This is a genomic window from Erwinia sp. AnSW2-5 (assembly GCF_045107195.1).
GTDB lineage: Bacteria > Pseudomonadota > Gammaproteobacteria > Enterobacterales > Enterobacteriaceae > Erwinia.
The window spans coordinates 185,429-211,628 of record NZ_JBJGXA010000009.1 but is presented as its reverse complement, the minus strand read 5'-3'; the positions used below and the strand labels follow the sequence as shown (position 1 = coordinate 211,628).

At 52.2% G+C, this 26,200-nt stretch carries 25 protein-coding genes and 1 pseudogene; 8 read left to right on the top strand and 18 right to left on the bottom strand.

Translation table 11 applies throughout. The annotated features are described in order from the left end of the window. The first annotated feature begins 73 nt into the window (after positions 1–73). The 3 genes from ACFL9S_RS08235 to ACFL9S_RS08225 all read left to right on the top strand — a co-directional run bounded on the left by ACFL9S_RS08235 (position 74) and on the right by ACFL9S_RS08225 (position 3,427). On the top strand, positions 74–1,351 hold the full coding sequence (locus ACFL9S_RS08235) for a PAAR domain-containing protein (protein ID WP_405261345.1): 1,278 nt from the start codon (positions 74–76) through the stop codon (positions 1,349–1,351). Continuing rightward, a complete protein-coding gene (locus ACFL9S_RS08230; protein ID WP_405261344.1) occupies positions 1,348–1,782 on the top strand; it encodes a DUF1240 domain-containing protein in 435 nt (144 codons plus the stop codon). The genes ACFL9S_RS08235 and ACFL9S_RS08230 overlap by 4 nt, the downstream gene beginning before the upstream one ends. 346 nt (positions 1,783–2,128) lie before the next feature. Beyond that, the gene (locus ACFL9S_RS08225) at positions 2,129–3,427 is read left to right on the top strand and encodes an NtaA/DmoA family FMN-dependent monooxygenase (protein ID WP_405261343.1); all 1,299 of its coding nucleotides are present in this window, start codon (positions 2,129–2,131) and stop codon (positions 3,425–3,427) included. A 27-nt stretch (positions 3,428–3,454) separates the two neighbouring features. Here the strand turns inward: ACFL9S_RS08225 and ACFL9S_RS08220 are convergent, their stop codons facing one another. The 7 genes from ACFL9S_RS08220 to ACFL9S_RS08190 all read right to left on the bottom strand — a co-directional run bounded on the left by ACFL9S_RS08220 (position 3,455) and on the right by ACFL9S_RS08190 (position 8,934). Continuing rightward, positions 3,455–4,054 carry a hypothetical protein gene (locus ACFL9S_RS08220; protein WP_405261341.1) on the bottom strand — a complete coding sequence of 200 codons (600 nt, stop codon included), beginning with the start codon at positions 4,052–4,054 and terminating at the stop codon, positions 3,455–3,457. Between the two features lie 16 nt (positions 4,055–4,070). Next, positions 4,071–4,367 carry a hypothetical protein gene (locus ACFL9S_RS08215; RefSeq protein WP_405261340.1) on the bottom strand — a complete coding sequence of 99 codons (297 nt, stop codon included), beginning with the start codon at positions 4,365–4,367 and terminating at the stop codon, positions 4,071–4,073. A 375-nt stretch (positions 4,368–4,742) separates the two neighbouring features. Beyond that, positions 4,743–6,185 (bottom strand): pyruvate kinase, encoded by a 1,443-nt coding sequence (pyk, locus tag ACFL9S_RS08210; RefSeq protein WP_405261339.1) that lies wholly within the window; start codon positions 6,183–6,185, stop codon positions 4,743–4,745. A 65-nt stretch (positions 6,186–6,250) separates the two neighbouring features. Continuing rightward, the gene (locus tag ACFL9S_RS08205) at positions 6,251–7,402 is read right to left on the bottom strand and encodes a glycerate kinase (RefSeq protein ID WP_405261361.1); all 1,152 of its coding nucleotides are present in this window, start codon (positions 7,400–7,402) and stop codon (positions 6,251–6,253) included. A gap of 119 nt (positions 7,403–7,521) precedes the next feature. Beyond that, positions 7,522–8,223: an ArsR/SmtB family transcription factor gene (locus ACFL9S_RS08200; RefSeq protein ID WP_405261338.1), complete on the bottom strand. Its 702-nt coding sequence runs from the start codon at positions 8,221–8,223 to the stop codon at positions 7,522–7,524. A 2-nt stretch (positions 8,224–8,225) separates the two neighbouring features. Beyond that, a complete protein-coding gene (locus ACFL9S_RS08195) occupies positions 8,226–8,618 on the bottom strand; it encodes an amino acid-binding protein (protein WP_405261337.1) in 393 nt (130 codons plus the stop codon). Further along, entirely contained in the window at positions 8,611–8,934 is a 324-nt protein-coding gene (locus ACFL9S_RS08190) for an antibiotic biosynthesis monooxygenase family protein (protein ID WP_405261336.1), read from the bottom strand. Before ACFL9S_RS08190 ends, ACFL9S_RS08195 begins: the two co-directional genes overlap by 8 nt. 579 nt (positions 8,935–9,513) lie before the next feature. On the opposite strand from ACFL9S_RS08190, the gene ACFL9S_RS08185 reads away from it, so the two are divergent. Then, complete coding sequence (locus ACFL9S_RS08185; RefSeq protein WP_405261335.1) at positions 9,514–9,897, top strand: hypothetical protein; 384 nt, start codon at positions 9,514–9,516, stop codon at positions 9,895–9,897. On the opposite strand, the gene ACFL9S_RS08180 is transcribed toward ACFL9S_RS08185, so the two are convergent. The 5 genes from ACFL9S_RS08180 to ACFL9S_RS08160 form a co-directional block, all read right to left on the bottom strand. Further along, positions 9,887–10,063 carry a DUF6402 family protein gene (locus tag ACFL9S_RS08180; protein WP_405261334.1) on the bottom strand — a complete coding sequence of 59 codons (177 nt, stop codon included), beginning with the start codon at positions 10,061–10,063 and terminating at the stop codon, positions 9,887–9,889. The two genes, ACFL9S_RS08185 and ACFL9S_RS08180, sit on opposite strands and share 11 nt — an antisense overlap. A gap of 513 nt (positions 10,064–10,576) precedes the next feature. Then, positions 10,577–11,365, bottom strand: a complete 789-nt coding sequence (locus ACFL9S_RS08175; RefSeq protein WP_405261333.1) for an inositol monophosphatase family protein — start codon at positions 11,363–11,365, stop codon at positions 10,577–10,579. Positions 11,366–11,387: 22 nt separating this feature from the next. Next, the gene (locus tag ACFL9S_RS08170; RefSeq protein WP_405261332.1) at positions 11,388–12,449 is read right to left on the bottom strand and encodes an ABC transporter ATP-binding protein; all 1,062 of its coding nucleotides are present in this window, start codon (positions 12,447–12,449) and stop codon (positions 11,388–11,390) included. Further along, the gene (locus ACFL9S_RS08165; RefSeq protein ID WP_405261360.1) at positions 12,446–14,677 is read right to left on the bottom strand and encodes an ABC transporter permease; all 2,232 of its coding nucleotides are present in this window, start codon (positions 14,675–14,677) and stop codon (positions 12,446–12,448) included. The genes ACFL9S_RS08170 and ACFL9S_RS08165 overlap by 4 nt, the downstream gene beginning before the upstream one ends. Positions 14,678–14,738: 61 nt before the next feature. Then, on the bottom strand, positions 14,739–15,767 hold the full coding sequence (locus ACFL9S_RS08160; RefSeq protein ID WP_405261331.1) for an ABC transporter substrate-binding protein: 1,029 nt from the start codon (positions 15,765–15,767) through the stop codon (positions 14,739–14,741). A 232-nt stretch (positions 15,768–15,999) separates the two neighbouring features. Between ACFL9S_RS08160 and ACFL9S_RS08155 the strand changes: the two genes are divergently transcribed. Both ACFL9S_RS08155 and ACFL9S_RS08150 read left to right on the top strand, forming a co-directional pair. Further along, the gene (locus tag ACFL9S_RS08155) at positions 16,000–17,040 is read left to right on the top strand and encodes a LacI family DNA-binding transcriptional regulator (RefSeq protein ID WP_405261359.1); all 1,041 of its coding nucleotides are present in this window, start codon (positions 16,000–16,002) and stop codon (positions 17,038–17,040) included. Between the two features lie 108 nt (positions 17,041–17,148). Continuing rightward, entirely contained in the window at positions 17,149–18,162 is a 1,014-nt protein-coding gene (locus ACFL9S_RS08150) for an NAD(P)-dependent alcohol dehydrogenase (RefSeq protein ID WP_405261358.1), read from the top strand. A gap of 69 nt (positions 18,163–18,231) precedes the next feature. Here the strand turns inward: ACFL9S_RS08150 and ACFL9S_RS08145 are convergent, their stop codons facing one another. Beyond that, positions 18,232–18,903, bottom strand: coding sequence for a DsbA family protein (locus tag ACFL9S_RS08145; protein ID WP_405261330.1), 672 nt, complete (start codon positions 18,901–18,903; stop codon positions 18,232–18,234). Positions 18,904–19,086: 183 nt separating this feature from the next. On the opposite strand from ACFL9S_RS08145, the pseudogene ACFL9S_RS08140 reads away from it, so the two are divergent. Beyond that, positions 19,087–19,353, top strand: a pseudogene (locus tag ACFL9S_RS08140) (IS1 family transposase); the annotation flags it as partial. 144 nt (positions 19,354–19,497) lie between these two features. Here the strand turns inward: ACFL9S_RS08140 and ACFL9S_RS08135 are convergent. Genes ACFL9S_RS08135 through ACFL9S_RS08115 form a run of 5 tightly spaced genes read right to left on the bottom strand, consistent with a single transcriptional unit; the run spans position 19,498 to position 24,943 of the window. Next, positions 19,498–20,703, bottom strand: coding sequence for an MFS transporter (locus tag ACFL9S_RS08135; protein ID WP_405261329.1), 1,206 nt, complete (start codon positions 20,701–20,703; stop codon positions 19,498–19,500). Further along, on the bottom strand, positions 20,700–21,389 hold the full coding sequence (locus ACFL9S_RS08130; protein ID WP_405261328.1) for a DJ-1/PfpI family protein: 690 nt from the start codon (positions 21,387–21,389) through the stop codon (positions 20,700–20,702). The genes ACFL9S_RS08135 and ACFL9S_RS08130 overlap by 4 nt, the downstream gene beginning before the upstream one ends. A gap of 12 nt (positions 21,390–21,401) precedes the next feature. Beyond that, positions 21,402–22,151, bottom strand: a complete 750-nt coding sequence (locus ACFL9S_RS08125; RefSeq protein ID WP_405261327.1) for a class I SAM-dependent methyltransferase — start codon at positions 22,149–22,151, stop codon at positions 21,402–21,404. Positions 22,152–22,167: 16 nt separating this feature from the next. Next, a complete protein-coding gene (locus ACFL9S_RS08120; RefSeq protein WP_405261326.1) occupies positions 22,168–23,499 on the bottom strand; it encodes a hypothetical protein in 1,332 nt (443 codons plus the stop codon). Next, a complete protein-coding gene (locus ACFL9S_RS08115) occupies positions 23,492–24,943 on the bottom strand; it encodes an L-tyrosine/L-tryptophan isonitrile synthase family protein (protein WP_405261325.1) in 1,452 nt (483 codons plus the stop codon). Before ACFL9S_RS08115 ends, ACFL9S_RS08120 begins: the two co-directional genes overlap by 8 nt. 167 nt (positions 24,944–25,110) lie before the next feature. Between ACFL9S_RS08115 and ACFL9S_RS08110 the strand changes: the two genes are divergently transcribed. Further along, the gene (locus ACFL9S_RS08110) at positions 25,111–26,103 is read left to right on the top strand and encodes a GlxA family transcriptional regulator (RefSeq protein WP_405261324.1); all 993 of its coding nucleotides are present in this window, start codon (positions 25,111–25,113) and stop codon (positions 26,101–26,103) included. The last annotated feature ends 97 nt before the right edge of the window (positions 26,104–26,200 follow it).

Here is a 26,200-nt window from a genome sequence, read left to right as displayed (position 1 = left end):
CAGGCAGAAGAAGGCCCGCTGATCCGGCGGGGACGGGCGTGTAAGGTTAACGTCTGGCATAAGGAATTAAGCCATGGCTAAAGGTTATTATCTGGTGCAGGGAGACAAAACGACCTGCGGCGGGCGCATTATTGAAGGTGCAACGGATCACACGCTGTTCAGCAAAGCCGTGGCCCGGGAAAGGGATAAGGTCACCTGCGGTCAGCATCCCGGTATATTTATGATTGCCGGGGGTATTCGGAATGACACTATTCACGGGCGCATGATGGCGGGAACGCTGGACAGTACCAGTTCCTGTCCCTGCAGGGCGCGCTTTGTGCCGTCGATGATGCAGGATACCTATGAGAAAGGGGGGCTCGCGGAGAGCATCTCTGAAAGAGAAGCCTTATCTGCGGATCTACCAGCCACACCCGTTTTATCATCATATATAACTGGCCAGCAGCAGTCATCAAACTACAGGTCAGGTTATCCTGCAATAATAAATACCTATGATTTGCCTGATGAACAACTCAGAGGCATGTTCCGGCACCATAATCAGGATATTATGTTGCTGACACTCTCTGAAGTCTTTGAGGTGCTGGCGTCATGGGGGATGTGGAAATCGGGCTGGGTCAGTCTGACAGAGAGTGCGCCCGGGAATATAGTCGTTAACTACGGGGTAAATATCAAAGATGTTGTGACGACATCAATGCTTATCACTCAGTTGGGTTCTTTTGGTATAAAGGTTACAGCCTATATAAACCATAAGGGAACGGAGCTTATTAAAGTAAGTGGCTATCCGGGGGTTAGAAAGATAATTAACGCTCCTGTTTTTATGGCAAAAAACCCTAAGATGATTGATCTGGGGTTAGGTAAGTATGGTTCTGCAGGGGTGACGAAAAATATCATTGCAGGTGCGAGATTAACATTTATTGTTGCCGCCGCATACAGAACGATAGATTTTATACTGAATGACGAGACTTCCCTGGCTAAGTTTATCGGTTCACTGGCTACTGATGTTGTAAAACTGGGCTTGGCATCTGTTATAGCCGGTGGGGCTGGGATTGCAGCCGGTGCGATGTTTTCTTTGGTTATTGCTCCAACCGTTGCCATTGTTATCGTAGGTTTTGGAACTGCGATGATATTAAACTGGATTGATAATAAATTTGGTGTAACGGATAAAGTGATTGCTCAAATTGAAGCGGCGCAGCAGGAGGTGATGATGAAAGCCAGAAAGATTGAAAAAGGCGTCTGGGACCTGGGCTCGATGTTCGCGGATAACTTACTTGAAAAGGGAAAGGAAGTCATTGAGAATGAGATAATGAAATATCTCAGAGATAGTTTGGAAAACATTACGCCAAGGATATTATGATGGCTGCATTTTCAATGAAAGGGCGGTTTTTGTTATTGCTGTGGAGCATTGTGATGATTGCAATGTCTTCTGGCGGGAGTTATATTGGCTACCTGTCAGTAGAGGAATACTTGTCTTTTCCTGAAGAGGTTTTTTATTCAAATGGTCTCGTGTCATTGATTCTCTCATTTGTCATTATGGCGCCTTTTAATGTGTCTGGAATATATGTATTTATCAAAGGGGAGCGAATGCATGCCCGGCACCAGATTTTTCTTTTTAAAATAATGATATTTGCCATTATTGCCTCTGTGTTGTGTGGTTTCTTATTTAAAACGTATTATATTTCAGAACTGAAATCTAAGGGGTACTTTCGTTGTGCTGGAGTGCCATCAGGGTGGATGCCGGGAATGGCTGTAAAATATTCAAGTTCACCTGTTTTATGTCATCAGTAAAAGTGAAATGATAATTAACTAATGAATAAACCACTCACCTTTCATTTTAAGGTGAGTATGGTGGAAAAATTCATCTGTTTCTTTTGCACTAGAAACACAGTTTTCAGGTCTTAGTCATGGCGACTTAATCCTACTTCAGCGGTTGCCGGGTTACGACCCAGCTAACGCTGAATTCGCTCAGTCCCTTCCGGACGGTGGGTTATGAGCCACATCGTGCGCTGCTTTGTCAGCCTGATGCACTGTCTTAGCTGAATTTCACCCAACCACATTCGTTTTTCTTAGTGGCGTAAAAATTTCAGCCCTTTATTTTTTAAGCCTCTGACCTGGCTGAAATAAGGGACTTCAAGTGACCATTCAACACCGCAGACGACTGAAAACACTGGTGGGCGCGAGCAGCGTGATCTACGCCGCCAACGACACCGACCGCGCTTTTGGCATTCAGCGTGCCGTCGCACTGGCGCAAACGGCTGAGCGCGAAAAAATCACCGGGTTGTTTACCGCCGATCTGCTGCAAAGTGATCCCTCCGGGCTGGCCGGGATCACTGGCAGCCAGGACCCGATTGTCACGCTGGCGGCGTTAAGCCAGGTGACCCGCCAGATAGGCTTGATTGCCACCGTCACCACCACCTTCCAGCATCCGTACAATCTGGCGCGTCTGATCGGTACGCTCGACCATATCAGCGGCGGGCGTGCGGGCTGGAATGCGGTGACGTCATCGGTCGGTGAGGAGAACTTTGGCGGGGGCGAGCTGCCTTCTCCGGCTGCGCGTTATGCTCGCGCCACCGAATTTATTGAAGTGATTAATGCGCTGTTCGATGCCAACGACCCGGCGGCGGTGCAGCGCAAGAGCAGTGGTAGCGTCAGCATTGATCCCAGTCAGCTGCACCCGATCAATTACCACGGTGATTTCTTCCGCGTGGCGGGGCCACTGAATGTGCCCCCGTCGCCACAGCGTCGCCCGGTACAGTTTCAGGCCGGGCAGTCGGAGGAGGGGATCAGCCTCGGCGCCCGTTATGCCGAAGTGATTTACACCTCGCAGCCCACGCTGGATGCAGCCAGTGCGTTTGTGGCCGACGTCCGGCGGCGTGCGCTGTTGGCAGGCCGTGAACAGCCGCCGCTGATCATGAACTCTTTCCACTCGGTTATGGGTGAAAATCCCGCCGATGTGGCACGCCGCCTGGAAGAGAAGCATCAGCGTATTGACTATCAGCGTGGACGACTGAAGGTGGCGGATATGCTCGGCGGGGAGGTTGATTTGCAGGATCTGGATCTCGACCGGACCATCCCGGAAGCTCTGTTGCCGGATACCCGTCAGGTGAACCGACGTCGTGGACGTGCGGAGATTTTTACCCGCTTTGCCCGTCAGGGGCTGACGCTGCGCCAGCTGATTATTGAAGCCGAAGAGACCGGGCACTGGTTTGTCGCCGGAACCCCGGAATCCCTGGCTGATGCTATTGAGCAGCGCTACAACGCAGGTGTACTGGATGTGATTTCGCTACACGGGCTGGGGCAGCCAGACCAGGAAGATTTGCTGATTAATGGCCTGCTGCCGGAGCTGCGCAAACGTCATCTGTTGGATGAGGATTACCGGGGTGAGGATTTCCGCACCAGCCTTGAACTGCCCGCACGACTGCCGGGCAGGTGATACAGGTGTCACAGGGGCCGCGATGAATCAGGCTATCGCGGCGGCCATATTGCGTAACTCCGGCAGGCCGCTGAGATCCTGCTCCAGTACCAGGTCCTGATGAATTTTCAGGATCACCGCTTTCACCACATCAGAGGTTTTTTTCATCCCCTGCTGGTGCATCAGCTGGTTGAGTTCCGCCTGTTGCTTTTGCGTGATTTTCATCGAGAGACGTCTTGAGGCTTTGGCATCCGCTATTTCGCTGCTCAGCAGTGTTTTCAGCTCCTGCTGCGGGTAACGGCCGCTGGTCAGTGCATGCAGATACCAGAGGATCAAGGCCTTGTTGAAGTTTTCACTGAGGGTCGTATCAATTTTCTGCGTGGCGACATACAGAATATCCAGGTAGTGTACCGGCACTCTGATCTCCAGTGGCGAGCTGGACTGTTCAAAGGCCTCCTTGATACGTGCGGTGGACTGCGCCGGGATGGCGGCCACTTCATCGCAGCGGTCACAAACAGCGGCGAGAATATTTTTCACCGTGCCACGCTTATCGCTAAATGCGACATCACGTACCCGATAGGTGGCAGACGTTTTACCGCAGTTATGGCACAGCAGCGTCCGTGTTTCGCCTTCTTTGACAATTCTCATGGTCACCTCTTCCTTGTTACAGATGCACGCTGATAAAAATCATATCAGGTTCCATAAAATAAAATTTAACGTACCACCAGCCGCCGCATTTCCAACTGCGACAGATATGAACATCCACGTCAGCGGCCCGATGATGCGGGCTGCAATGATATCCCGACCCACTGGTTTTCCTGATCAGTTCAGCAACCCAGACTTTATCAACCACGCCCGTCGCAAACAGGTTTTTGACGTCCAGATCCCGTCGGACTTCATGGTCATACGCGTCTTGCCTGAGGCAGTTGATTGCCTGCTTCTTCACTTCTGTGAATGTCATATTACCTCCGTGTATTGTGTACGTTTAACTTCGTACTTTCAAGTGTCAGATACCATAAATCTGCCTGGATTTTAAACGCAGCGATGACAGAAAGGATGAAGTCTTAGGGGGAATGCCACGAGAAATATCAACGTTAAGAGCAGGCTCGTAAAAACCGGTCGCTTAAATCGTGCTTACAGACCTCAAAAAACGATCTCTGAGACCGTGATAATCCGTCACAACCTTCGCTGGTGTTTTTGTGAATATAGAGTGCTTTTACCGGGGTGCTGGCATGCAGATTATGGCGAAACCAGGCACGCAGCGTGTGATGAATACGCGCCGCGCAGTCGGGTTCTGCGCAGCGCTGCGGCGCGAAGGCCGCAAAGAGAAGGGAACTTAGTCGACGATCGAGATGCGGCAGGTGTTGGCGCTGCCAATCTGGCCGACGCTGTCCCCCTGGGTGACAATCACCAGATCGCCTGAGGCCAGATAACCCTTTTCACGCAGAATGGCGATAGCATCCTGCGCCGACTGCACGCCTTCCGCATGGCCGTTAAACAGCACCGGCGTGACGCCACGGTATAAAGTGGTCAGGTTCAGCGTGGACTGATGGCGGGAGAGGGCGAAGATCGGCAGACGCGAGGTAATGCGTGACATCATACGTGCCGTGCGCCCGGATTCGGTCATGGCGATCACCGCTTTCACTCCGGTCAGATGGTTTGCCGCGTACATGGCAGACATCGCCGTCATCTCTTCGATATTGCTGAACTCCACGTCCAGGCGGTGTTTAGACGTGTTGGTTCCCGGTACGCGTTCCGCGCCCAGGCAGATCTTATGCATGGAGGTGATGGCTTCAACCGGGAAGCTTCCCGCCGCAGTTTCAGCAGACAGCATCACGGCATCGGTGCCGTCGAGCACGGCGTTAGCGACGTCCATCACCTCTGCGCGGGTCGGCATCGGGTTGGTGATCATCGACTCCATCATCTGGGTGGCGGTAATCACAACACGGTTAAGCTGGCGTGAACGCGCAATCAGGCGTTTTTGCACGCCGACCAGCGCCGCATCACCAATCTCTACGCCGAGGTCGCCACGCGCGACCATGATCACATCGGAGGCGAGGATCATATCGTCCATGCTTTCCGGCGTTGCCACCACTTCGGCACGCTCTACTTTTGCCACAATCAGCGCCTTACAGCCCGCCTCACGCGCCAGACGGCGGGTGAAACGCAGGTCTTCACCGCTGCGTGGGAAAGAGACGGCAAGGTAGTCGACGTTCATTTTGGCAGCGGTGAGAATATCGGCTTTATCTTTCTCGGTCAGTGCATCAGCAGAGAGACCACCGCCCAGCTTATTCACCCCTTTATTGTTCGACAGCACGCCGCCTACGGTAATTACGGTAGTGATCGTCGCGCCCGTCACGCGCAGCACGCGCAGTTGAATGCGGCCATCGTCCAGCAGCAAAATATCGCCGGGAACCACATCATCTGGCAGGGATTTATAGTCGATACCTACGCGCTGGTTGTCGCCCTGACCTTTGTCCAGCAGGGCATCGAGGATAAATTCATCGCCGACCGTCAGCAGGGCTTTACCCTCTTTAAAGGTCGAAACACGGATTTTCGGCCCCTGGAGGTCGCCTAAAATCGCCACCTGACGACCGAGTCGGCTGGCGACATCGCGCACGCGTTGGGCGCGAGCGATATGATCTTCGGCCGTACCATGAGAAAAGTTCAGCCTGACGACGTTAGCGCCTGCTTTAATAATCTTTTCGAGGTTATTATCCCGGTCTGTAGCCGGGCCTAACGTGGCAACAATTTTGGTGCGTCTCAATACTTCAGACATGATCACGTCCTTGGTTAAATGTCACCCTTGGTTATCCTGGCGCATTGGCACCAGTGAATCGGGTATTAATGAGAAACTGCCGCTGTTTTCTTAATCAGTCGGCCAATATTTTCGCAGGTGCGTTCCATATTTGTTGTCCCTTCCAGCAACAGCGATTCTATTGCCGCCGCGTGCGGGATAATGCCAAAAATCGCATCAATGCCAGCGTCATAAAGCGCGCCGACATCATCGCCAATACTGCCAGCAACTGCAATGACCGGAACATGATGTTGTCTGGCGGTCTGTGCTACGCCATAAGGCGTTTTACCAAAACGCGTCTGGAAGTCGATGCGGCCTTCCCCGGTAAAGCAGTAATCGGCCCCGGCCAACTGCGCGCTCAGACCACTGTACTCAACCACGATTTCAATTCCTTTACGCAACGTGCAGTGGGTGAAGGCCATCAGCCCCGCCCCCAGCCCGCCTGCGGCTCCGGCCCCTGGCGCTGATGCCACGTCGTGGCCGAGTTGCTGTGAGATGACGGTGGCATAGTGTGCGAGGTGGCGGTCCAGGGTGGCAACCATCTCCGGGGTTGCCCCTTTTTGTGGGCCAAATACCGCCGATGCGCCCTGTGGACCACACAGCGGGTTGCTGACATCACAGGCCACCTGAATATCTACCTCTGCCAGGCGGCTGTCCAGCCCGGAAATATCAATGCGGTGCAAATTCCCCAGCGCGCCACCACCGGGTGCTAAACGTTCACCCTGTTTATCAAAGAAACGTACGCCCAGCGCCTCGGCCATTCCGGCCCCACCGTCGTTGGTGGCGCTGCCGCCGATGCCAAGAATGATCTTCCTGATGCCTTTATCCAGGCAGGCGCGGATCAGTTCTCCGGTACCCCATGTGGTGGTCAGCAACGGGTTTTTAGTGTGCTGGTTAACGTAATGGATGCCGCTGGCCGAGGCCATTTCAATCACTGCAATGTCGCCGCTGCCCATAATGCCGTAGCAGCCCTCTACCGGCGTGCCAAGCGGGCCGGTCACCGGTAGCGTGAACAACTCACCGCCGGTGGCATCGATCAGCGACTGGGTGGTGCCTTCGCCGCCGTCCGCCATTGGCACGTGAATATAGCGGGCATCAGGAAATACGCGCTTCAGCCCGGTTTCCATTGCGATGCAAACCTGCTTCGCCGTCATGCTCTCTTTAAAGGAGTCAGGTGCTAATACAAAGGTCTTTTTCATCATGGGGTGCCTTATGTCATGGTGGCCAGGATCATCCCGGTGGGGGCATTTCTTATAATAGACAAAAGGGTACAGCTATAGGGGCAAGAGGGGTTAATCACAGGTTGATGGTGGCGGAATTACAGGGTCAGTTTGAAATGTCTGTTCAGCAGCATTCTGCCTTTCGCGGTGATCGTGACCATCCGGTAACCCGGCGTACGGACAAACCATGCCTGCGCTTCGCCGTGGTGGAAAAAAGCGGCACCGATATAGCCACCAAGATGAAATCGTCGCTCACTCCAGTCCAGACAGGCACAGCAGTGCTTTCGTCGGGTGGAGGCATCGGGTTTGACCCCCAGTTCAGCCAGGTGCCGTTTGCCGGCATCAGTCAGCACAGCGCCATCTGCTGTTATCCAGTGCGCTTGCCGCATCGCGTCATAGATCTGTACCGCCACTTCTCCCGCCAGATGATCGTAGCAGGTCCGGGCGTAACGCATATCGGCGGGCGTGCTCGGTTCTGGTGCCTTAACACGCCGCCATGACACCCCCATCATCGTTTCGATCAGCTGCGCAATATCGCCACCTGCCAGCCGGTAATAACGGTGCCGCCCCTGGGACAGGCAGGAAATCAGACGGCTTTGCACCAGACGTGCCAGATGGGCACTGGCGGTGGAAGAGGCGACGCCCGCCACGGCACTGAGTTCTGTCGCCGTCCAGGCGCGCCCGTCCATTAAGGCACAGAGGATTTTGACCCGGGAAGTATCGGCCAGGGCCGCCGCAATGGCGACCATGGAAATCTCCAGCACATCCTCATTGTCGGTGGTTATCGTCTGTTTTTGCATCGTTACTCAGGCACCACGGCCCATTGTTCAGTGACGCGTTCGGCGGCACGGGGGTTGTCTGTGAGCAGAATCAACTGATTAGCATGGTCGCTGTACTGCGTCAGGATAGATATTCCGGCATCGGCCAGCGCTGCGGCGATTTCACCCAATTCACCCGGACGCGCCTGCTTCAGCTTGCGGATCAGCGGCTGGCAGACATTCTGTACCTGAAAACCTCCTGTCTCAAGTACCTCCCGCGCGCGATGACCGTCCTCTACCAGAAAATGAGCGTGGCTTTCATTGCCCACACTGAAAACACCGCCACCCTCCAGACCTATGCCGTTACGCCCCAGCAGACCCGCCATCGCGGCCAGTGCTCCGGGCGTATTGGGTAACAGGATATGGATATCAAACATGGTGTTGTCCTTTATTTTCTGAGGTGTATTCCCGCATCACCTGAGCAATACGGATGCGGTAAAACGAAAAGATGGACTCACGTCCTTCCTGCTGTGCCGCCTGATGAAAGACATTTTTCTTCCATGCCAGGACGGCATTTTCATCCTGCCACCAGGAGAGGGACAGCATTTTTCCTTCGTCAGCGAGGCTGCGAAAACGCTCAATGGCAATGAAACCTGGAATATCAGCCAGCAGAGGTTTCAGGTCAGTGGCCAGCTGCAGGTAACGTGGCTGTTGTTCAGGGTGTATTTCAGCTTCAAACAGTACAGCGATCATCGTTTCGCTCTCTTACGGGGTGAGCGATCACTTTACTGCGTTGAAAAAGGAACACTTCGGTGGGTAACGAAATATGGATGGACGTGACGCAGCGTTTTAGCCGCAGCGTATACTCGGGGAGTGTTCAGCAGGGGATGCGAATCATGGTTTTTTAACGTTTCTATGCCCTGAGTTTTTGTCTTTTTTACGCCAGAAGAGTGCATTGCTCACTTTTTCACCAATATAATAAATCCCTGGTGAAACCATCACACAGCAAGCGGCAATCAGTGAATAAATGTATCTGTTTTCTGATGTTGAGAAAAAATGGCGTCAATCACTGATGCATTAGAAAAAATTCAGCCAGCAACCCCGTTTTTATGAGAATGAGGTGGATATTGATTGAAATCCAAAAATTGGTGCAGACTGGAAAAGCGCCCCGTCAGAATGATGGTAGATTGATTTCGGAAGAAACTGAACGATTAATTTGAAGTAAATCCCAAGCCGTAGTTAGTTTTAATCGGGAGTTACAGCATACATTTTCCAATCTAAATGATATGCTCAACCACTATGGATATAACAGTTTATACAGGAGGTAATGTTATGTTTTTTGACTCTTTTATCGCAATTTTTTTTGGCTGCATGTTCGCAATTACGCTAAGTGAAGTAACGCGATTTTTTTTCAGGATAAAACGATGGGGTCATGCTCAAATGCTCGTGATCTCTCCGTTGCTATTAGCAATGCCAGTCTTGTTCTATGGAGTGATGGATTCCTATGATGGTACTTTGAGCGGACTGGGGAGTATTACCCCTTTAACAGGGGCCATCTATGGAACAGGAATGTTTCTGATTGGCTGGTTGTTCAGTGTTATTGCAAATATAGGGGACAAGAAAAGATTCTTTTGCTGCCTTTTCCTTTACCTGTCCACCGCAACATTTATGGTCTATCGCTCGCTAATGGTCGTCGCACGACCTGTTATTGGTTAAGCACTTCGCCCCACGGTAACAGGTGAGTGGATTTTATTTTTACCCAATTTACATCTGAGAACATGACAAAATCCCCACCTAATCCCGTCGTTTCTCTGAAGGCAAGAAAATCTGAATTACGCACATCAGCGACTTTAAGCACATTCTTACCGCTGTATACGTTCATACCATTTATGGCCGCAGCGGCTGACCCGCCTCAGCGCATCATGTCATAAGCCTCTCAATGGAAGTCTGGTAAATGATTCCTTATTTTTTATTAGCTTAGTGGTGGGCCTGGATGAAGAGGGAATATCCATTTCTAACACTCCTTTGAGTTCCATTCAATTATCACTGATGTAAGGTGTTTATAATGTTATGAAGAAGGGATGGTAAAATAACGTGGTAATTCCAACGCAAAACAGAAGTTTCACTACAGGATGAAATTCATTGGTAGTGGGTTTAATAATAATTCTGATCATGAAGCTCTGTTTTGTTATGGGAGGTAATTCTGTAAATTATATCGTTACAATGAAGTTATTTTAGCATTGTGAAATATAGTCTGGTATTAGTATAAATTCCATTTTAAAACCAATGTGATGAATGTCTTGTTTTTATTTTAGTTTTTTGGTCTGTTAGGTTTTAGCGTTATTAGAATAGATAAAAGCAGCGCTATCGCGGTGATAGCGCTGCGGGGAAAAGATTAAAGCTGTGCAATCCTCAGCAGATCGTCTTTGGCACCAGGTGCAACGGCCAGCACCGGGGCACCGCGCAGCAGGCGTTCGCCTTCGGTATTAAACGCATGGACCCAGCCACCGGCCTCAACCACCAGGCAGTAACCCGCCAGACAGTCCCAGGCGTGCATATAAGGTTCGTAATAGCCGACCAGACGCCCTGCGGCGACATAGGCCAGCATCATCGCCCCTGAACCGTTGCGGAAGAAGTTGCCGCCTGCGGCGGTGATCCCGGCGGCAATTTCCCCCACGCGCGCCGGGGTGACATAGCTGTTGGCACCAAAACCGGTAACGTGGTTCTGCATGGTGCGTGCCGGGTCAACCTGCAACGGTTTACCATTCAGCGTTGCGCCCTGGCCGCGTGCGGACACAAAGCACTCCTGCTGGCACGGTGCCATAATCACGCCAATCACCGGCTGCCCTTGGTGGATCACGGCAATCGATACGCACCAGTTCGGCATGCCGTTAACAAACGGGCTGGTGCCGTCTATCGGGTCCACCACCCAGGTGAAACCCGAGCTGCCTGCCTGCAAACCGAACTCTTCACCGAGAAAACCGTCATCCGGGAAGGCCTGAGCAATCTGCCCGTTGATCAGCAGCTCGACTTCACGGTCGGCAATCGACACCACGTCCTGCGCATCGCGCTTGGTTTCAATCACCAGCGTCTCGCGGCGATTAAAATAATCCAGCGCTTTGGCTCCGGCCTTGCGTGCTACCTGCTCCGCCAGTGCCAGTCGGCGGGAAATATCTTCACTCATGTTCAGTCCTTATTAATGGGGATCACTGGGCAATCAGCGCCAGTCCCTGAGGTTTGAAATCCACGAATACGCGGCTGCCCGGTGACAGCTGGCTTTCCATCTGCACATCGACAATAAACAGCGCACCCAGCGCCGTTTGCACTTCATATTCGATGTGGTCGCCCAGCCAGGTGCTGTGGGTGACTTCACCGTTCAGCGCGCCTGCCGATTCAGTGCGCAGCGTAATAAACTGCGGGCGCACCGCCAGCTGTGCAGCACCGGGGCGGGCGTGAGCGCCGGGGACGCGATACTCGTGGTTACCCAGCGCGATCACCGCCTCGCTGTTCTCCACCCTGCGGATATCGCAGGGCAGGATATTGGCCTCGCCCATAAAGTCGGCGATAAACACCGAAGCAGGGGATTGATACAGCTCCTGCGGCGCACCCTGCTGGGCAATATGCCCTTCTTTCATGACAATAATCTTATCGGAGACGGCCAGCGCCTCTTCCTGATCGTGAGTGACGTACACGGCGGTAAAGCCCAGCCGCTGTTGCAGATCGCGGATTTCAGTACGTACACGGCGGCGCAGACGTTCATCAAGGTTGGAGAGCGGCTCATCCAGTAACAGCACCTGCGGCTCCAGCACCAGCGCACGCGCGACGGCAATACGCTGCTGCTGCCCGCCGGACAGCTCCGCCGGGAGGCGCTGGCCCATACTCTCCAGGCCGACCAGCTTCAGCCCTTCGCGGGCGCGATCCTGCGCCTCTTTCTTCGATAACCCACCGGAGAGCAGGCCGTACATTACGTTATCCAGGGCGTTCATATGCGGGAACAGCGCGTAGGACTGAAACACCATCGCCACATCACGTTCGTTAGCGGGCAGATGGGTCACATCCTTACCGCCAATCAGAATACGCCCGGAGGTCGGGTGCTCCAGCCCCGCCAGCAGGCGCAGGGTGGTGGTTTTACCACAGCCGCTGGGGCCGAGCAGCGTCACCAGCGTGCCCGGTTCAACGGTCAGCGACAGGTTGGGCAGGGCGTTGAAATCGGCAAACTGTTTGGTGACGTTTTCAAACACCACCGAGCCGGAACGAATGGTCGTCATACGGCACTCTCCTGATGTAAGGCCGGTGGCGTGGCCACCGGAGCTGTAGCAATGCGGGTGGCGCGGCGCAGGCGGCGTTCACCGACCAGCAGCTGGAAGGTGAGGATCACCGCCAGCATCACCACAATAAGGACGGAGGAGTAAGCGATGGCGACGCCGTATTCTCCGTTTTCGACCAGGCCGACGATATATGAGGTGGCCATGTTGTACTGCGCGCTGACCAGGAAAATCACAGCGCTGATGGAGGTGATGGCACGCACAAAGGCGTAAACCAGTGCGGCGCTGATCGCCGGTTTCAGCAGCGGCAGGATCACTTTGCGCAGCGTGCGGAAACTGCTGGCACCTAATGTCAGCGACGCTTCATCCAGGCTGCGGTCCAGCTGGCTCATGGCGGCAATCCCGCCGCGTACGCCAACCGGCATATTGCGGAAGACAAAGCAGGCGACGAGGATCAGCGCCGTTCCGGTGATCTCCAGCGGCGGCAGGTTGTACGCCATGATATAGCTGACACCAATGACGGTGCCGGGAATGGCGAAACTGAGCATCAGCATAAATTCAAAGGTCGAACGCCCTGCAAATTTCTGCCGTACGATCAGCCAGGCGGTCAGCAGGCCGACAATGGCGGTCAGCGGTGCGGCAATCAGCGCAATTTCCATCGTGGTCCAGAATGAATTCCACGCCACGCCGGTCCACACCATCTGTCCCTCGTTCCAGTGGAAGCCGAACGCGCGGGCGTAGTGGGCCAGCGTCAGGCTGCTGTCCAGGCCCCACGACTGCACAAAGCCACCAATCAGGATCATGCCGTAGATCACCAGCGTGAACAGGCCCCACGGGATCACCAGTGCGTAAACGCCATAACGCAGGCCACGCGGCAGCCCGCAGTGCTGGCCGGAATCGCCTTTGCCGGTCACGGTGGCGAAGTTTTTACCCGACAGCCACAGACGCTGGAGGATAAAGGCGCTGAGCGTGAAGCACAGCAGGATAATTGCCAGTACCGCTGCCCGGCTCGGGTCGTTTTGCGCCCCGACCACCGAGAAGAAGATCTCGGTCGACAGCACGCCGTGGCTGCCACCCAGCACCATCGGGTTGCCGAAGTCCGCCATACTTTCGATAAAGCTGATCAGGAAGGCATTCGCCAGCCCCGGTGCCATCAGCGGCAGCGAGACGTAGCGGAAAGTGCGCCAGCGGTTAGCGCGCAGCGTTTGCGAGGCTTCTTCCAGCGACGGGCTGACGCCCTCGACCACGCCAATCAGCACCAGGAAGGCAATCGGCGTGAAAGAGAGCACCTGAGCGATCCAGATCCCGGTCAGGCCGTACAGCCAGCGACCTGGCTCAATGCCAAACACCGACGCGAGCAGTTCGGTGACCACGCCTGCACGACCAAACAGCAGCATCAACGCCAGGCCAATCACAAACGGTGGGGTGATGATTGGCAGCACGGTCAGCATGCGCAGCGCTTTTTTAAACGGCAGCGGCGTGCGTGTTGCCGCCAGTGCGAATGCCAGACCCAGCAGGGTGGAGCCGGATGCGGTCATCAGCGCCAGCCACAGGGTGCGCCATGCCGTACCGCAACCGCCGCTGCCGTTCAGGCAGCCGAGGCTCCAGATAGCCGGGTCCTGAATATTGGCGATCATGCCATCCGGTTTGAAGGAGCCGTCCACATCCTGTACGGAGGCGACAAACATACTGAGCACCGGGTACAGCACAAAGGTGGTCACCAGGGCGACCAGCAGCACAATCGCCGCCACCACGAAGGCATCGCCGCGCAGTACGCCACGCTCGGCCAGAGCAAAGGAGAACACAAGCAGGAAGGTGGTCAGCAGCAGGATCGCGCCAGCACCAAAAGCAGGCTGGCCGTCGCTGAGTGCGCCAAACAGTTGCTCACTCCACTGCCAGTTCCAGCCGGTGTAACCAATCGCATGGCCTTCAAACAACAGGAACAGGACGCCAGCAGTACTGGCCCCCATCAACAGCCAGGAGCGGCGGTTGCCCACGGGCAGCAAGCGCGCCAGGGCGCAGATCAGCAGCATTAACACGGCGATGGTCAGCCAGGGTCGCTGGAACTGAGCAATCTGCCACAGTGCCGGGGCTGTCTCGCGATCCTGCCAGAGTGTTGTCAGCCAGCCGAAGTCGAAAAATCCGGCTTCCAGGCTGTACCAGGGCAGCAGCAGTATGGCAAGTGCGCCCAGCACGAAAGCCCCGTCCAGGCGGCGGTTTTGAGCATTCATCATAACCTCGATCGTTTATGACCAGGCCTCCCGCACGGGCGGGAGGGGAAGGGCGGAGGAGTTACTGGGCGCTGGCGCCGATCTCTTTATCCCAGCGGCTGAGCAGGGCTTTGCGTTTCGCCGAGTCACCGTAGGTTTTAAAGTCGTAATCGATCAGTTTGATATTCTCGAAGCGGGGTGCGTATTCAGATATCGCCGCATTTTTATTTGACGGAAGCTGGAAGGATTTGGCGTCTTTCATATGGGACTGCGCATCAGCACTGAGCGCCCAGTCGTACCACACTTTTGCGGCGGCGAGGTTACGTGCGCCTTTCACAATTGACATCGATCCGATTTCATAGCCGGTGCCTTCGCACGGGGCGACGGCTTTCACCGGGAAGCCATCCACCTGCATCGCCACCGCATCATGCATAAACACAATGCCGATGGTGGTTTCACCGCGTGCCGCTGCCTTCACCGGGGCAGAGCCGGATTTGGTGTACTGGGAGATATTGGCGTTGAGTTTTTTCAGGTAATCGAAGGCTTTCTCTTCCCCCATGATCTGCACCAGTGTGGCGAGCGTGTTATAGGCGGTGCCCGAGGAGTTCGGGTTCGCCATCTGAATTTCACCCTTCCATGACGGGTCGAGCAGATCGGCCCAGCAGGCCGGGGCTTTCAGTTTTTTCTGTTCTACCAGTTTGGTGTTGTAACCCCAGCCCAGCGCCCCGGCATAGACGCCGACGGTGCGGAACTGCGCGCTCTCCGCCTGCTTACGCGCCCAGTCCTGCTGCTGGTCGAGCAGGGGGGATTTGTAGGCCTGGGTCAGCCCTTCGTCGGCGGCCTGCATATGCGGATCGCCTGTTCCCGCCCACCAGATATCGGTACGCGGGTTGCGGGCCTCGGTGCGGATACGGGCATAGGCTTCGCCCGCAGAGAGGCGCACCATACTGACTTTGATTTCCGGGTGTTGTTTCTCAAACAGGTTGGTCATTTGCTCACAAACAACCACATCAGCGGAACAGATCATATTCAGCTTTTCAGCGGCCTGAGCCGGAAGGGCTGAGAGCGCAGAGCCAGCAGCGATGACTGCCATCAGAGTGACGCGATGCATGGTGTTCTCCTTCGGTGTAGGGTAGGCGATACGTTGTCGCCAGGTTGTGTCGTGCATAAGTTTTTGCACGTGTGTGCAATTAATTAATGCACAAAAATTATGCTGTCAATTGCGCTGGTGCGCATTTCAGTTGCTGTGTCACAAAAATGAAACAATATCGTTACAAAAATAATTGCACAGGCGTGCAAAGTGCGACAGACTCATTCCCAACACAAAGCGGGCGGGTGTGATGATGGCGATGGAAAAGGCAGTGGTCAGTGCGAAAGATGTGGCAGAGATGGCGGGCGTGTCGCGTTCGGCGGTGTCGCGTACCTTCACGCCGGGGGCCAGCGTCTCTGCGGCCACGCGAAAAAGGGTGATGCAGGCGGCGGAAGAACTGGGCTATCACGTCAATCACCTCGCGCGCGGGCTGGTGCGTAACCGCAGCGGCCTCGTCTGCCTGATTGTCTCTGAACTGGCGACACCGTACCGCGCCAGCCTCGTGCGGCTGGTCACGCAGCATCTGCAGGAAGCCGGGAAAATTGCCATGCTGATCAACACCGATCGCTCGGATGACAGCGTGTCCCAGGCGCTGCAACAGGCGATCAACTATCGTGCTGATGCCTCTTTTGTGCTCTCCGGGATGCCGGAAAGCGCCATTGCGCGCCAGTGCCATAAGCACGGTCAGCGGCTGGTGCTGATTAACCGTAACGACGTGATGCCGGGATCGTTGAGTATCAATCTGGATAACGAAGATGCTGCCAGCCGGGTGGTAATGGCGTTTGCCCGCGCGGGTTGCCAGCATGTGGCTTTTGCTAACTCTCTGGCTGGAACGCCGAGCCTGATGGCACGTGAACGCGGCTTTCTTCAGGCGGCCGAAGCGGCCGGGCTAAAAGTCAGCGTGGAGCGCTTCGGCACCACCTCCTATGAGAGCGGGCAGATTCTGGCGCACCGTCTGCTGACCCGCCGCGACCGCCCCGACGCGGTATTCTGCGTCACCGATCTGCTGGCCTGCGGCTTTATGGATGAAGCGCGGCACCGATTTTCCCTGCGCATTCCGGAAGATCTCTGCGTGGCAGGTTACGATGATATTCCCCAGGCGGCATGGTCTTCGTATCACCTCACCACGTTCACCCAGCCGGTTGATCGCTTTGCCCGTGACGCTGTTGAGTGGCTGGTGAAGGAGGAGCAGCGCGAAGACAGCCAGCCTGCGGCACTGGACGAGGAGATGCCCGGCGAAACACGGATGTACCATGCTGATTTTATCTGGCGCGGGACGATACGGGGAGGGTGAGGTTTGCGCGATAGCGCGTAGTGCGTATAACCCGTCACTGAATCTGGTGTATACAGGGTTCATGTAATACATGGCATACGCCAGATAGAGTGAAATCAGGAGACGATGATGAAAGCAGTTGCGGTCAATAATCCGTTTAATCTGGACAGCGTTCAGCTCACCGAGGTGAAAGATCCTGGTCAACCCGGCAAAGGGGAAATCAGGGTCGCCATTAAAGCCAGCTCACTCAACTTCCATGACCTGATGGTGGCAACCGGCGCGATGCCGGTTGAGGAGGGTCGCATCCTGCTGTCTGACGGTGCCGGTGTCATTGAAGCTGTGGGTGAGGGCGTTACCGCGTTCCGCGTGGGGGATAGCGTGGTATCCACCTTCTTCCCTGCCTGGACGGCAGGCGAGGCGACTCCGGCGGTGGGGAGTTTTTCTCAAACGCCAGGCGATGGCATCGACGGCATGGCCAGTGAGTTTGTGGTGCGTGCAGAAAGCGCCTTTACCCATGCACCTGCGGGCTGGTCCCATCAGGAAGCGGCTACCATTACCACCTCCGGCCTGACCGCATGGCGGGCGCTGGTGGTCAACGGTCGCCTGAAGGCAGGTGAAACGGTGCTGGTTCAGGGCACGGGCGGCGTGTCGATTGCAGCGCTGCAACTGGCAAAAGCGATGGGCGCCAGAGTGATTGCCACCTCCTCTTCCGATGAAAAACTGGAGGCGGTGCGCAAACTGGGCGCCGATGACACCATCAACTACCGTACCACCCCGGAATGGGGCGATAAAGTGCTGGAACTGACCCACGGACTGGGCGTTGACCATATTGTTGAGGTGGGCGGCCCTGCGACGATTAACGAGTCTCTGAAGGCGGTGAAAGTCGGTGGACATATTGCCGTCATCGGCGTGCTGTCTGGTACTGAGGCTGCATTGTCTATCTTCAGCGTGCTGGCGAAACAGGTGCGTATTGAGGGGCTGATCGTTGGCAGCCGTCAGCATCAGATTGATTACGTGAAGGCGCTGGAACTGATGTCGCAGAAACCAGTGATCGACAAGGTCTTCAGCTATGACCGTTTAAGTGAGGCGTTTAAACACCTGCAAAGTGGCGCTCATTTCGGCAAGGTTTGCGTTAGCTGGTAGCTTTTTCCTGCAAAAGCAAAAAGCCCGCTCAGGGAAACCAGAGCGGGCTTTTGTGTTTAAAAAGGGATGTTATTTCAGTAATGCCTGTACAACGTTAGCGAAAGCATCAGCATAGGCATCTGGCGTTGCTGCTGAGATGCCGCCGTTGTTTATCTTATATTTTCCATCGACATAGAATGTGGGTGTGCTCTGAACACCAAAGGCAATCATTGCCGCCTGTTGTTTGGCAATCAGTCCTTTCACCATCAGACTGTTTCGTGACGACTCATACGTATTGGCATCAATGCCTGCTTTCGCAAAGATTGCTTTAATATCGTCAATACTATTCAGTTTTCTCCCCTGAGTGGCTTCAAATAACGGTACTTCAACGTCATGTGTTTTTCCCGTTAACATGGCAATCGCCCAGGCTTCGGTCAGTTCATTGCCCAGTTGCCCCATTGCGCTAACATGATATTTAGTCACGGATTCACCCGCAGGTATCACGCGATTAATAGCGTCGGTGACAGGGTAATCTTTAACGAACTTATAACAAGGACCACAATAGAATGAAAAGAACTCAACAACTTTCGGCTGTGAAACAACGGCATCTTTGAGCGTAATATACTCCTTGCCTTCCGTGGGAATCACTGCCGGTGGAGCGGCCATTGCTGGTTCTTTATCTGAATGTATTGAAGGCGTTGCCTGAGCCGTGAAGGATGAAGTTAGTGCCAGGACCAGGGCGAATGTGAGGGGGGTATTCATTCTCATTTTCTCGGTTTCTTCCGTGAATAAAAAATAGGGGCCGTACTTTAGCATGGAATTAGTTGGAAATAGTTAGCTGTATTTAATTTTATGTTTAAAGATGTTTGGAATTGTTCTTGGGTTTTTTTTGGCAAATTATTGGTTGTAATGTTGATGTTTGCGATATTTTTCACTATCAAGGGTTTCGATTACAGGAGTAAGAAAATGCTTCGCAAGTTAATGGGGGAGCTGTCAGGTTTTAATGTGACCTTTTGGTGTACAGATAATTTCAGTGCTTATGATGCGTTACCGAATGTAAAATACAGGTAAGCTCTACATGCATGAATTGAGCGTGAAAACCTGAATCTCGGCAACAGATTGAAACGACTGAACGGCAAGAGAGTGGCGTACTCAAAATCGAACAGAAAACATGACAGCATCATTGATGCGTTTATCGAGCGAGAACATTAGGTGCTGTAATGCTATTCACCATATTGAATACATGATCCACTTTTAGTGCGTATCGGCTACATAGAATAATTCCTTCATTAAGAATAATCCCGAATTGTGCTTTCTGGCTGAAACTCTGTTATTTGAGTTGTGCTAATTATATTCTTATTGAGTGTTTTTTTTCCTGACATTAACTCTATGGATGATAATCCACCATACGCAAGACACGATGCCTATTAACAAAAAAGGGAGCATGATGATATTGAGTCCATTCCATCCCAGATATTCCAAAGCGGCAGCGGCGGCTAGTGATGCCACCGATGAAAAGAAATAGCGTAGCGTTTCACTTGCTGTCTGGGCCTCCCGTCGTTTGTGTAAATCATCCCCATGAGACAGGAGAATAGAATTGGTGACGAAGCTGATATTCCATCCGACCCCGAGCAAGGTAAGTGCCCAGTAGTATGACAAAAGATAATGTGCGCAGTATACCCCTACCACAACCGCCAACAACGTCATCACGATCCCAATGACCATGCTGGTACTGGCACCAAGTTTGCGATAGATGAAGCCCGCGATTAAGGAGGGGGCATACATCCCTACTAAATGCCATTGCATAACAGCGGCACTGTCTGACATCGTCCAGCCAGCTTGCACAATGGCTAAGGGCGCAGCACTCATGAGCAACATCATAATGCTTGTAATCAATACGCCATTCACAGTTGCCGCCAGGTAAGTGGGCTGTTTAAGCGCTCTGAACGCACGAGTTGGAGCTACAAGGACTCGGTTTGACGTTGTGGGGAGAGCATCTGTTTTGTAGCAGACGCACAACAGGATAGCAGAGAGCAGCGTGAACAATCCGACGGACACATAGGCGCCAGCGTAGAATGAACCAGGCCACAGAGCTGCACTCCAGACAGCCAGAACCGGGCCAAAGAAAGCGGCAATGACGCCTCCGGCAAGAACAATAGACACCGCATGTTGTTTGGACTCGGGCGGCACCAGGTCACCGGCAGCCAGACGATAAAACTGAGCAGAGGCCTGGAAGGCACCAACCAGCAGACATCCCAGACAGAGGCCCCAGAAATTATGCATCCAGACGGATATTGTTGAGATTAAAGCGCCAATCAAACCGGAGATACAACCTGTGATGAGAGCAGTTCTTCGACCATAGGTCCGTATCAGCAAGCCCAGTAGTGGCATGGCCAGCGCCCCCCCCACCGTTAATAGAGCAAAGGGAACGGTGGCAAGTCCGGGATGAGAAGTCAATGATTGCCCTGCGAGGCTTGTGATGGTCAGATCCACCGAGATGCCCGCGGTGAAAAATACCTGGCACAATGCCAGCACCCAAACGTCCTTCGGAAGATATTTCATTGCCCCTCCAGCCGAGAGGCCGCATTAAGAGTTGCCTCAAGGCGTCGCATCTGTTTTTGATGAGCGCGTTGAGTTAACCGGGCAAGCCGGGTCGGAACCGCCACTTCATTAAATATATAGGGCGGGGCCGGGTCATACTCGATCCCAAGTTGGACGTCCTGTGCGGTTTCTGACCCAAAGAGAGCTTCCAGAACGTGCAGGGCGAAGTCGATACCGGCGGATACACCTGCGCCAGTGATACGGTCACGGTCGCACACGACACGCTCCCGGACGGGGATGGCGCCCAGCAACGCCAGTTGTGCTAAAGACATCCAGTGGCTGGTTGCATGGTAACCCTTGAGCAATCCTGCGGCCCCCAGGACCAAAGAACCAGTGCAAACCGATGTGACGAGAGAGGCATGGATTGCTTGTTCCCTGATGAAGGTGAGTGTTTCGTCATCTTCCATCAGCTCGATTTGGCCGAAACCGCCGGGAATACAGATCACATCCAGCGGCGGTGTTGTGTGAAAAGTGCGAGTTGGGTTGATGGACCATCCCGATCCCGTAACGACCGGCTGGAGTGTTTTCCAGATCAAATGGACATCGCAGCGCCTACTGGCTGCGAAGACTTCTGCAGGTCCTGTGAGGTCCAACTGAGTGACCTCAGGAAATAATAACATGCCGATTTGTCGGTTTTCCGTCGTCATGGATAGCTCCTGTCAAATGAGTCTGCCCGTATAGAGATGCGTGGATAGATCGAAGAGGACCTGCCCATCTTGCTGATGCTTGTCGAAAATGTTTCTGGCCTGTTGAATGAAACGCTCATATTCAGGAGTGGCTGAAGGTGGGGCATAGGAAAGTGACAGCAGATTGCCAATCATTTCATTTTCAGTGACAGGGATGATATTAGCGGACTGGTGATAGTCGTATTTCCCTTGAAAGAACGCTTGTACTCGATCATTAAGGTTAGACCAGTGATTTTTCATAGATCTGTAAGCCGGGGCAAAGTCATTCAGTAATGCCCTATAGTCGCGCATGAAAGCAGTATCCGAGAAGTTACGAGAGTTCCAGACGATTGCAGTTATACATGCGCGAGTTCCAACACGTTGGAACTCGGTTCGCGTTACCTGAGGATCAACCCAATGAAATGCCTGGGCTATTGTAATCAGGTCTGCAGAATGCTCAGAAATCCCGGAATTTTCGGCTGTGCCATTCACTACGGTAAACGTGGCTGAGGCATTCGCTTTTACCAACTCGGTGCGCATGGCTGCATTTGGCTCGACTGCGGTGACGCTATACCCGCTCTGCTGTAATCCGAGTGAAAATATACCGGTACCAGCGGCGATATCGACCGCAAAAGCCGGAGTTGGTACCAATGAATGCAGTTTGTGGAATATTTCATTTGGATAGGATGGACGATAAGCCGCATAAGCGTTTGCTACATCTGAGAAGAGTAATGTTGTATCCATTTTTTGCTCCTGTACCTCAAGAAAGTTCAACATCATCAAATAGATGAAGGTGTAATAGCTTGTGGATTACGTCTGTTTTAAATAATGATGTAACCCCTAGAGGGGCATCGGAAAGCTCAGGAATACAGAATAAAGCGGTGGCGGCTTCAATGAGATATAGCGAATCGAAAAGGATGTTTTCGCCAGCTCCCAGAGATCCTGTTAAGTGCTGCGGCAGCGTCTTACCATATCGGCGGCCGAGCAACTGGAAGCAAGGAATATCCGGACGTTCGGGTTTTTCTATCACGGTGAGTAGAACAGGTTGGTCACTATGGCCGCTTTCTCTGGGATTCCTTAGAGTGATATGTCCAAGACGAATATATAAATCCGCTGAATTCCGGGCAACTTCACTAAACCAGTTGCTGGTGGCGTGCAACAATTCTCTTGGGAAGGGTGAATTTATCATACTGAGGTCAATCGTCGGATTAGCGGTGAGAGCAATCACCGAACGAAGAAAGTCGGTTTTTAACGAATACGATTGTGTTTTTAGCGCTTCGGTAAGAGATGATGGAAGATACATGTCATGCGCACTTCCTTGTCCGAGAACGCCATACCAATCGATAGCGAAAAGAGCAAAACGGAAATCTTCTTCCGTCATTGGGTGGGTGATAATAGGGTTTTCATCGGCTTCGAGCCTTGCTTTGATTTCTTCGTTTGACCAGTAACTCTGTATGGTATCGAATTCAATTTCAGCCTCCGGTGACAACCACCTGGCGATCTCCTCCCTTTTCTTGTTATAAGCTGAATCCATTTCCGGACGAATGAACAGGGCTAAACGGAAACGTTGTCCACCTGTGATAATTCGAAGCTTAACCTTACGACCTGTTAAGAACTCGATGGCTTTAAAGGTGGCAATAAGCCTGGCTATCGCCAAAATCTCAGCGATATCCGCGTTAGCACCCAATGTCCTAAGCTGTCCTGCGTCACGTTTGGCCTGTCCCCAGCCAAGTTCAAATACTAAGGTCTTATCACTGGATAACGATGCCATTAGTTTGCAATGTAAAGTTGCAGTGTCCAGGCTGCCACTGTTAGAAATAAAATGTGCATTACGAAAGAGCTCTGTAACTAAGGCGGCATGTCGTCCGCCAGCAGATTTCACATCTTTATAAATATGCGAACCAGATAATGCATCCAGACTGCGAGTAGCCGCCTTCGAAAACCGTTTGGCTGCGGTCAAGATTTGACTTTGGAGACGCTGACGGAACAATCCAGCCACGTCGTTGGATAAATTATAGATATCCATCTCCCTGACAGGATTAAGCCGCTGTGTTGTTTGCAATTTTCTCCATAAGATAGGAGCGCTAGGCATCAGTATAACTCCCTGATAAAAGTTGATAGATGTTCTCGACATTCTCAGGCACATAACAAAAAGGTTGTTCTGAGTCGATCATTTTTCTAATGGTATAAGGAACGTTGTTGTTGGTTGGGTATGTACTTGATGTGGTTTCTAGTAGGATCGGTATTTCTTTTGCCGCTTCTCTTTCGATTCGATACTCACAGGTTATTTTTGCCCCGGATCTTGTCGCGATGATTCCACCAACGGAGTGTTGTGATGTCATTGTAGGAAATTTAGAGTTCGTGGGGCGAATTTGAATCTCATCAGGCTTTCCATGGATAGTTAGCTTTATTCCATGGGGCTGTAATTTATTCCATATGTCAATATTATGGTCTGTAAGTGATATGGCCATGTATTTCAGAGCCGCATCCCAAGCTTCAAGGATGAGTGATGCCATTAATTCACGATTAGATGTTTTTAGAGAAGTGGGACTCTGGATAGCTTCATACAGATCCGACATAAATTTGACGAAGATATTCTGAGCCAAGTCGCTTCGGCCGATGATTCGATTGCCCAGATCGTCACTTTTATAAAAAACACTACTTGCGATGGATAAAAATACATAACGTAATTTAGAACCAAGGGGTGCCTGAGCTTCGATAGAATGAAAGCTTCTATATAGGGAGTTGGGGTTAAATAGATGTCTGGTTTGTTTTACGAGTCTGTGATACGTGTTGAAATATATTTCATCACGAATACTGGATTGAATTACCCCTAGCTTTTTAGCAACAGCATCTTCGTAGTTTATTACGCTTACATACTTGTCTATACCGATTTTTTCGGTCCAAAAACGAAGGGTTTTTTGATAGTCAGATATTATATTTCCTGGCGTTCCACAGGCGCGTTGATATTTGAACCCATCAGAGAAAACGCTAATGTTAATATCATAATCATGAACCCAGGACAGTAGCTTGGCGAGTTCCGCACATCGAATAATAGAGTGGATATCACCAATGTCAGGAAGCCTCCCCCTGTTTTTAATTGGAGAAACAGGTTTTCGAGAAAATAGAGGTATTCCGAGGAGTAGCGGTTGGCGGTTTTTGTTTAATTTTTTTATTTTATGGAATACTTCTTCTCTTCCAGTATTCCTTGCAATGACCTTTACCAGTTTGGGGTCGAAGAGAATCTCTGTTGCGATCTCTGCTGGGCCCGCATTTCTCATATCATACAGTGAGGCATTACGGTTGGCCCTAACGGCCGCGGCAGTGAGACGATGTGCGATGTTTTGTTCCATCGAATTTATCAATGCTGGAACTATTTTTTCGAATACAAAACCTGTGGGGATTTTCAGTGATTTTTTTCTAAATTCACTTTCGGTATAAAGTGAGTTTTTATTTTTATTGGAAGTCGTGAGAGCGCGATGGCCATTAGTAATGGGTGTTGTATTTTCTGATAAACTAAAATCTATCGCTTCCAAGATAACACTCCCTTAAGCTTGTAGATGGATGAATCAGGAAAATTTATTTTATTCCATTTGGTGATTTTTATTTATTAGTGTTGGTGATAAATCAGGTCAGAAATATGTTTAAATTTATTCATTTCACATTAACAACTTATGCATAAAAAATAACTCTGATGCACACTATGATCAATGACAAAATTCAGGGTTTTTCTGCCATGGCTCGTAAGATAGGCGTTATGATTTTTGATGAATTTCAATTGCTTGACATGGCTGGTCCTGTCTCGGCTTTAGAGATTTCCAATATGATTGTTCCTGGCAGCTATGAGGTTAGGGTAATTTCACAACCAGAAACTGAAGGATTAGTGAAGAGTTCATGCGGTCTTGCGGTGGCCGCAGTTTCATGGTTACCCATGGATTATGACACACTGGTTGTCGTGGGGGGGCAGGGAGCCACTGATATTTCAGAGCGAGCATCAGTTATCGACTATATTCGACGAGCCTCCAGGAAGGTACGTCGCCTGGCTAGTGTCTGTTCCGGTGCATTTATTCTGGCCAGCGCTGGCGTGTTGAATGGGCGGCGGGCTACCACACACTGGAATCGGGCGCTGGAGTTGGCCAGAAGCTACCCCAAAGTGAGAGTGGAGCCCGATCTTATTTATATTTGTGACGGGAATATATGGACATCCGCGGGGATCACTGCGGGGATAGATTTAACACTTTCCCTTATTGCAGAGGATCTGGGACGCGCTGTTGCCATACAGGTCGCTCAACAGCTTGTTGTCTATTTCCGGCGTCCTGGGGGATATTCGCAAAAATCCAGTTTGCTGGCTGTCGACCCATATGGTGGACCTTTTGCAGAGTTGCTGGGGTGGGTTCGGGAGCATATTTCTGAGGTGATCACTGTGGATATCTTGGCTTGTCGGGTTGCCATGAGTCCTCGAAACTTTTCAAGAGCGTTCCGGAAGAAAATGGGTGTTACGCCAGCGAAAGCAATTGAGCAGGTGCGTTTAGACGTTGCCCGGGAACGTGTGCAGCAAACTCGTGACAGTTTCGAACAGATAGCTGTTAACGTGGGTTTCAAATCGGCTGATAGAATGCGTGATGCATTTTTGCGGACATTTCACGAGGCTCCTCAGAGAGTTCGGAATAATGCGAATATTCACAGGGGCGCATGAACAAATACAGTGTCAACAGGGCGGCAAGGTAGGTGAGTTCATGGCCCTAATTATCACCTTCAATGCGTTCAAGCAGTTCCGGCAGACGACAGAATTG

Excerpts from the sequence above, each read along its gene's own strand:
- ACFL9S_RS08235 (WP_405261345.1), top strand. The coding sequence starts at position 74 with ATGGCTAAAGGTTATTATCTGGTGCAGGGAGACAAAACGACCTGCGGC.
- ACFL9S_RS08230 (WP_405261344.1), top strand. The coding sequence starts at position 1,348 with ATGATGGCTGCATTTTCAATGAAAGGGCGGTTTTTGTTATTGCTGTGG.
- ACFL9S_RS08220 (WP_405261341.1), bottom strand. The coding sequence starts at position 4,054 with ATGAGAATTGTCAAAGAAGGCGAAACACGGACGCTGCTGTGCCATAAC.
- ACFL9S_RS08215 (WP_405261340.1), bottom strand. The coding sequence starts at position 4,367 with ATGACATTCACAGAAGTGAAGAAGCAGGCAATCAACTGCCTCAGGCAA.
- pyk (WP_405261339.1), bottom strand. The coding sequence starts at position 6,185 with ATGTCTGAAGTATTGAGACGCACCAAAATTGTTGCCACGTTAGGCCCG.
- ACFL9S_RS08205 (WP_405261361.1), bottom strand. The coding sequence starts at position 7,402 with ATGAAAAAGACCTTTGTATTAGCACCTGACTCCTTTAAAGAGAGCATG.
- ACFL9S_RS08200 (WP_405261338.1), bottom strand. The coding sequence starts at position 8,223 with ATGCAAAAACAGACGATAACCACCGACAATGAGGATGTGCTGGAGATT.
- ACFL9S_RS08195 (WP_405261337.1), bottom strand. The coding sequence starts at position 8,618 with ATGTTTGATATCCATATCCTGTTACCCAATACGCCCGGAGCACTGGCC.
- ACFL9S_RS08190 (WP_405261336.1), bottom strand. The coding sequence starts at position 8,934 with ATGATCGCTGTACTGTTTGAAGCTGAAATACACCCTGAACAACAGCCA.
- ACFL9S_RS08185 (WP_405261335.1), top strand. The coding sequence starts at position 9,514 with ATGTTTTTTGACTCTTTTATCGCAATTTTTTTTGGCTGCATGTTCGCA.
- ACFL9S_RS08180 (WP_405261334.1), bottom strand. The coding sequence starts at position 10,063 with ATGAACGTATACAGCGGTAAGAATGTGCTTAAAGTCGCTGATGTGCGT.
- ACFL9S_RS08175 (WP_405261333.1), bottom strand. The coding sequence starts at position 11,365 with ATGAGTGAAGATATTTCCCGCCGACTGGCACTGGCGGAGCAGGTAGCA.
- ACFL9S_RS08170 (WP_405261332.1), bottom strand. The coding sequence starts at position 12,449 with ATGACGACCATTCGTTCCGGCTCGGTGGTGTTTGAAAACGTCACCAAA.
- ACFL9S_RS08165 (WP_405261360.1), bottom strand. The coding sequence starts at position 14,677 with ATGAATGCTCAAAACCGCCGCCTGGACGGGGCTTTCGTGCTGGGCGCA.
- ACFL9S_RS08160 (WP_405261331.1), bottom strand. The coding sequence starts at position 15,767 with ATGCATCGCGTCACTCTGATGGCAGTCATCGCTGCTGGCTCTGCGCTC.
- ACFL9S_RS08155 (WP_405261359.1), top strand. The coding sequence starts at position 16,000 with ATGGCGATGGAAAAGGCAGTGGTCAGTGCGAAAGATGTGGCAGAGATG.
- ACFL9S_RS08150 (WP_405261358.1), top strand. The coding sequence starts at position 17,149 with ATGAAAGCAGTTGCGGTCAATAATCCGTTTAATCTGGACAGCGTTCAG.
- ACFL9S_RS08145 (WP_405261330.1), bottom strand. The coding sequence starts at position 18,903 with ATGAATACCCCCCTCACATTCGCCCTGGTCCTGGCACTAACTTCATCC.
- ACFL9S_RS08135 (WP_405261329.1), bottom strand. The coding sequence starts at position 20,703 with ATGAAATATCTTCCGAAGGACGTTTGGGTGCTGGCATTGTGCCAGGTA.
- ACFL9S_RS08130 (WP_405261328.1), bottom strand. The coding sequence starts at position 21,389 with ATGACGACGGAAAACCGACAAATCGGCATGTTATTATTTCCTGAGGTC.
- ACFL9S_RS08125 (WP_405261327.1), bottom strand. The coding sequence starts at position 22,151 with ATGGATACAACATTACTCTTCTCAGATGTAGCAAACGCTTATGCGGCT.
- ACFL9S_RS08120 (WP_405261326.1), bottom strand. The coding sequence starts at position 23,499 with ATGCCTAGCGCTCCTATCTTATGGAGAAAATTGCAAACAACACAGCGG.
- ACFL9S_RS08110 (WP_405261324.1), top strand. The coding sequence starts at position 25,111 with ATGATCAATGACAAAATTCAGGGTTTTTCTGCCATGGCTCGTAAGATA.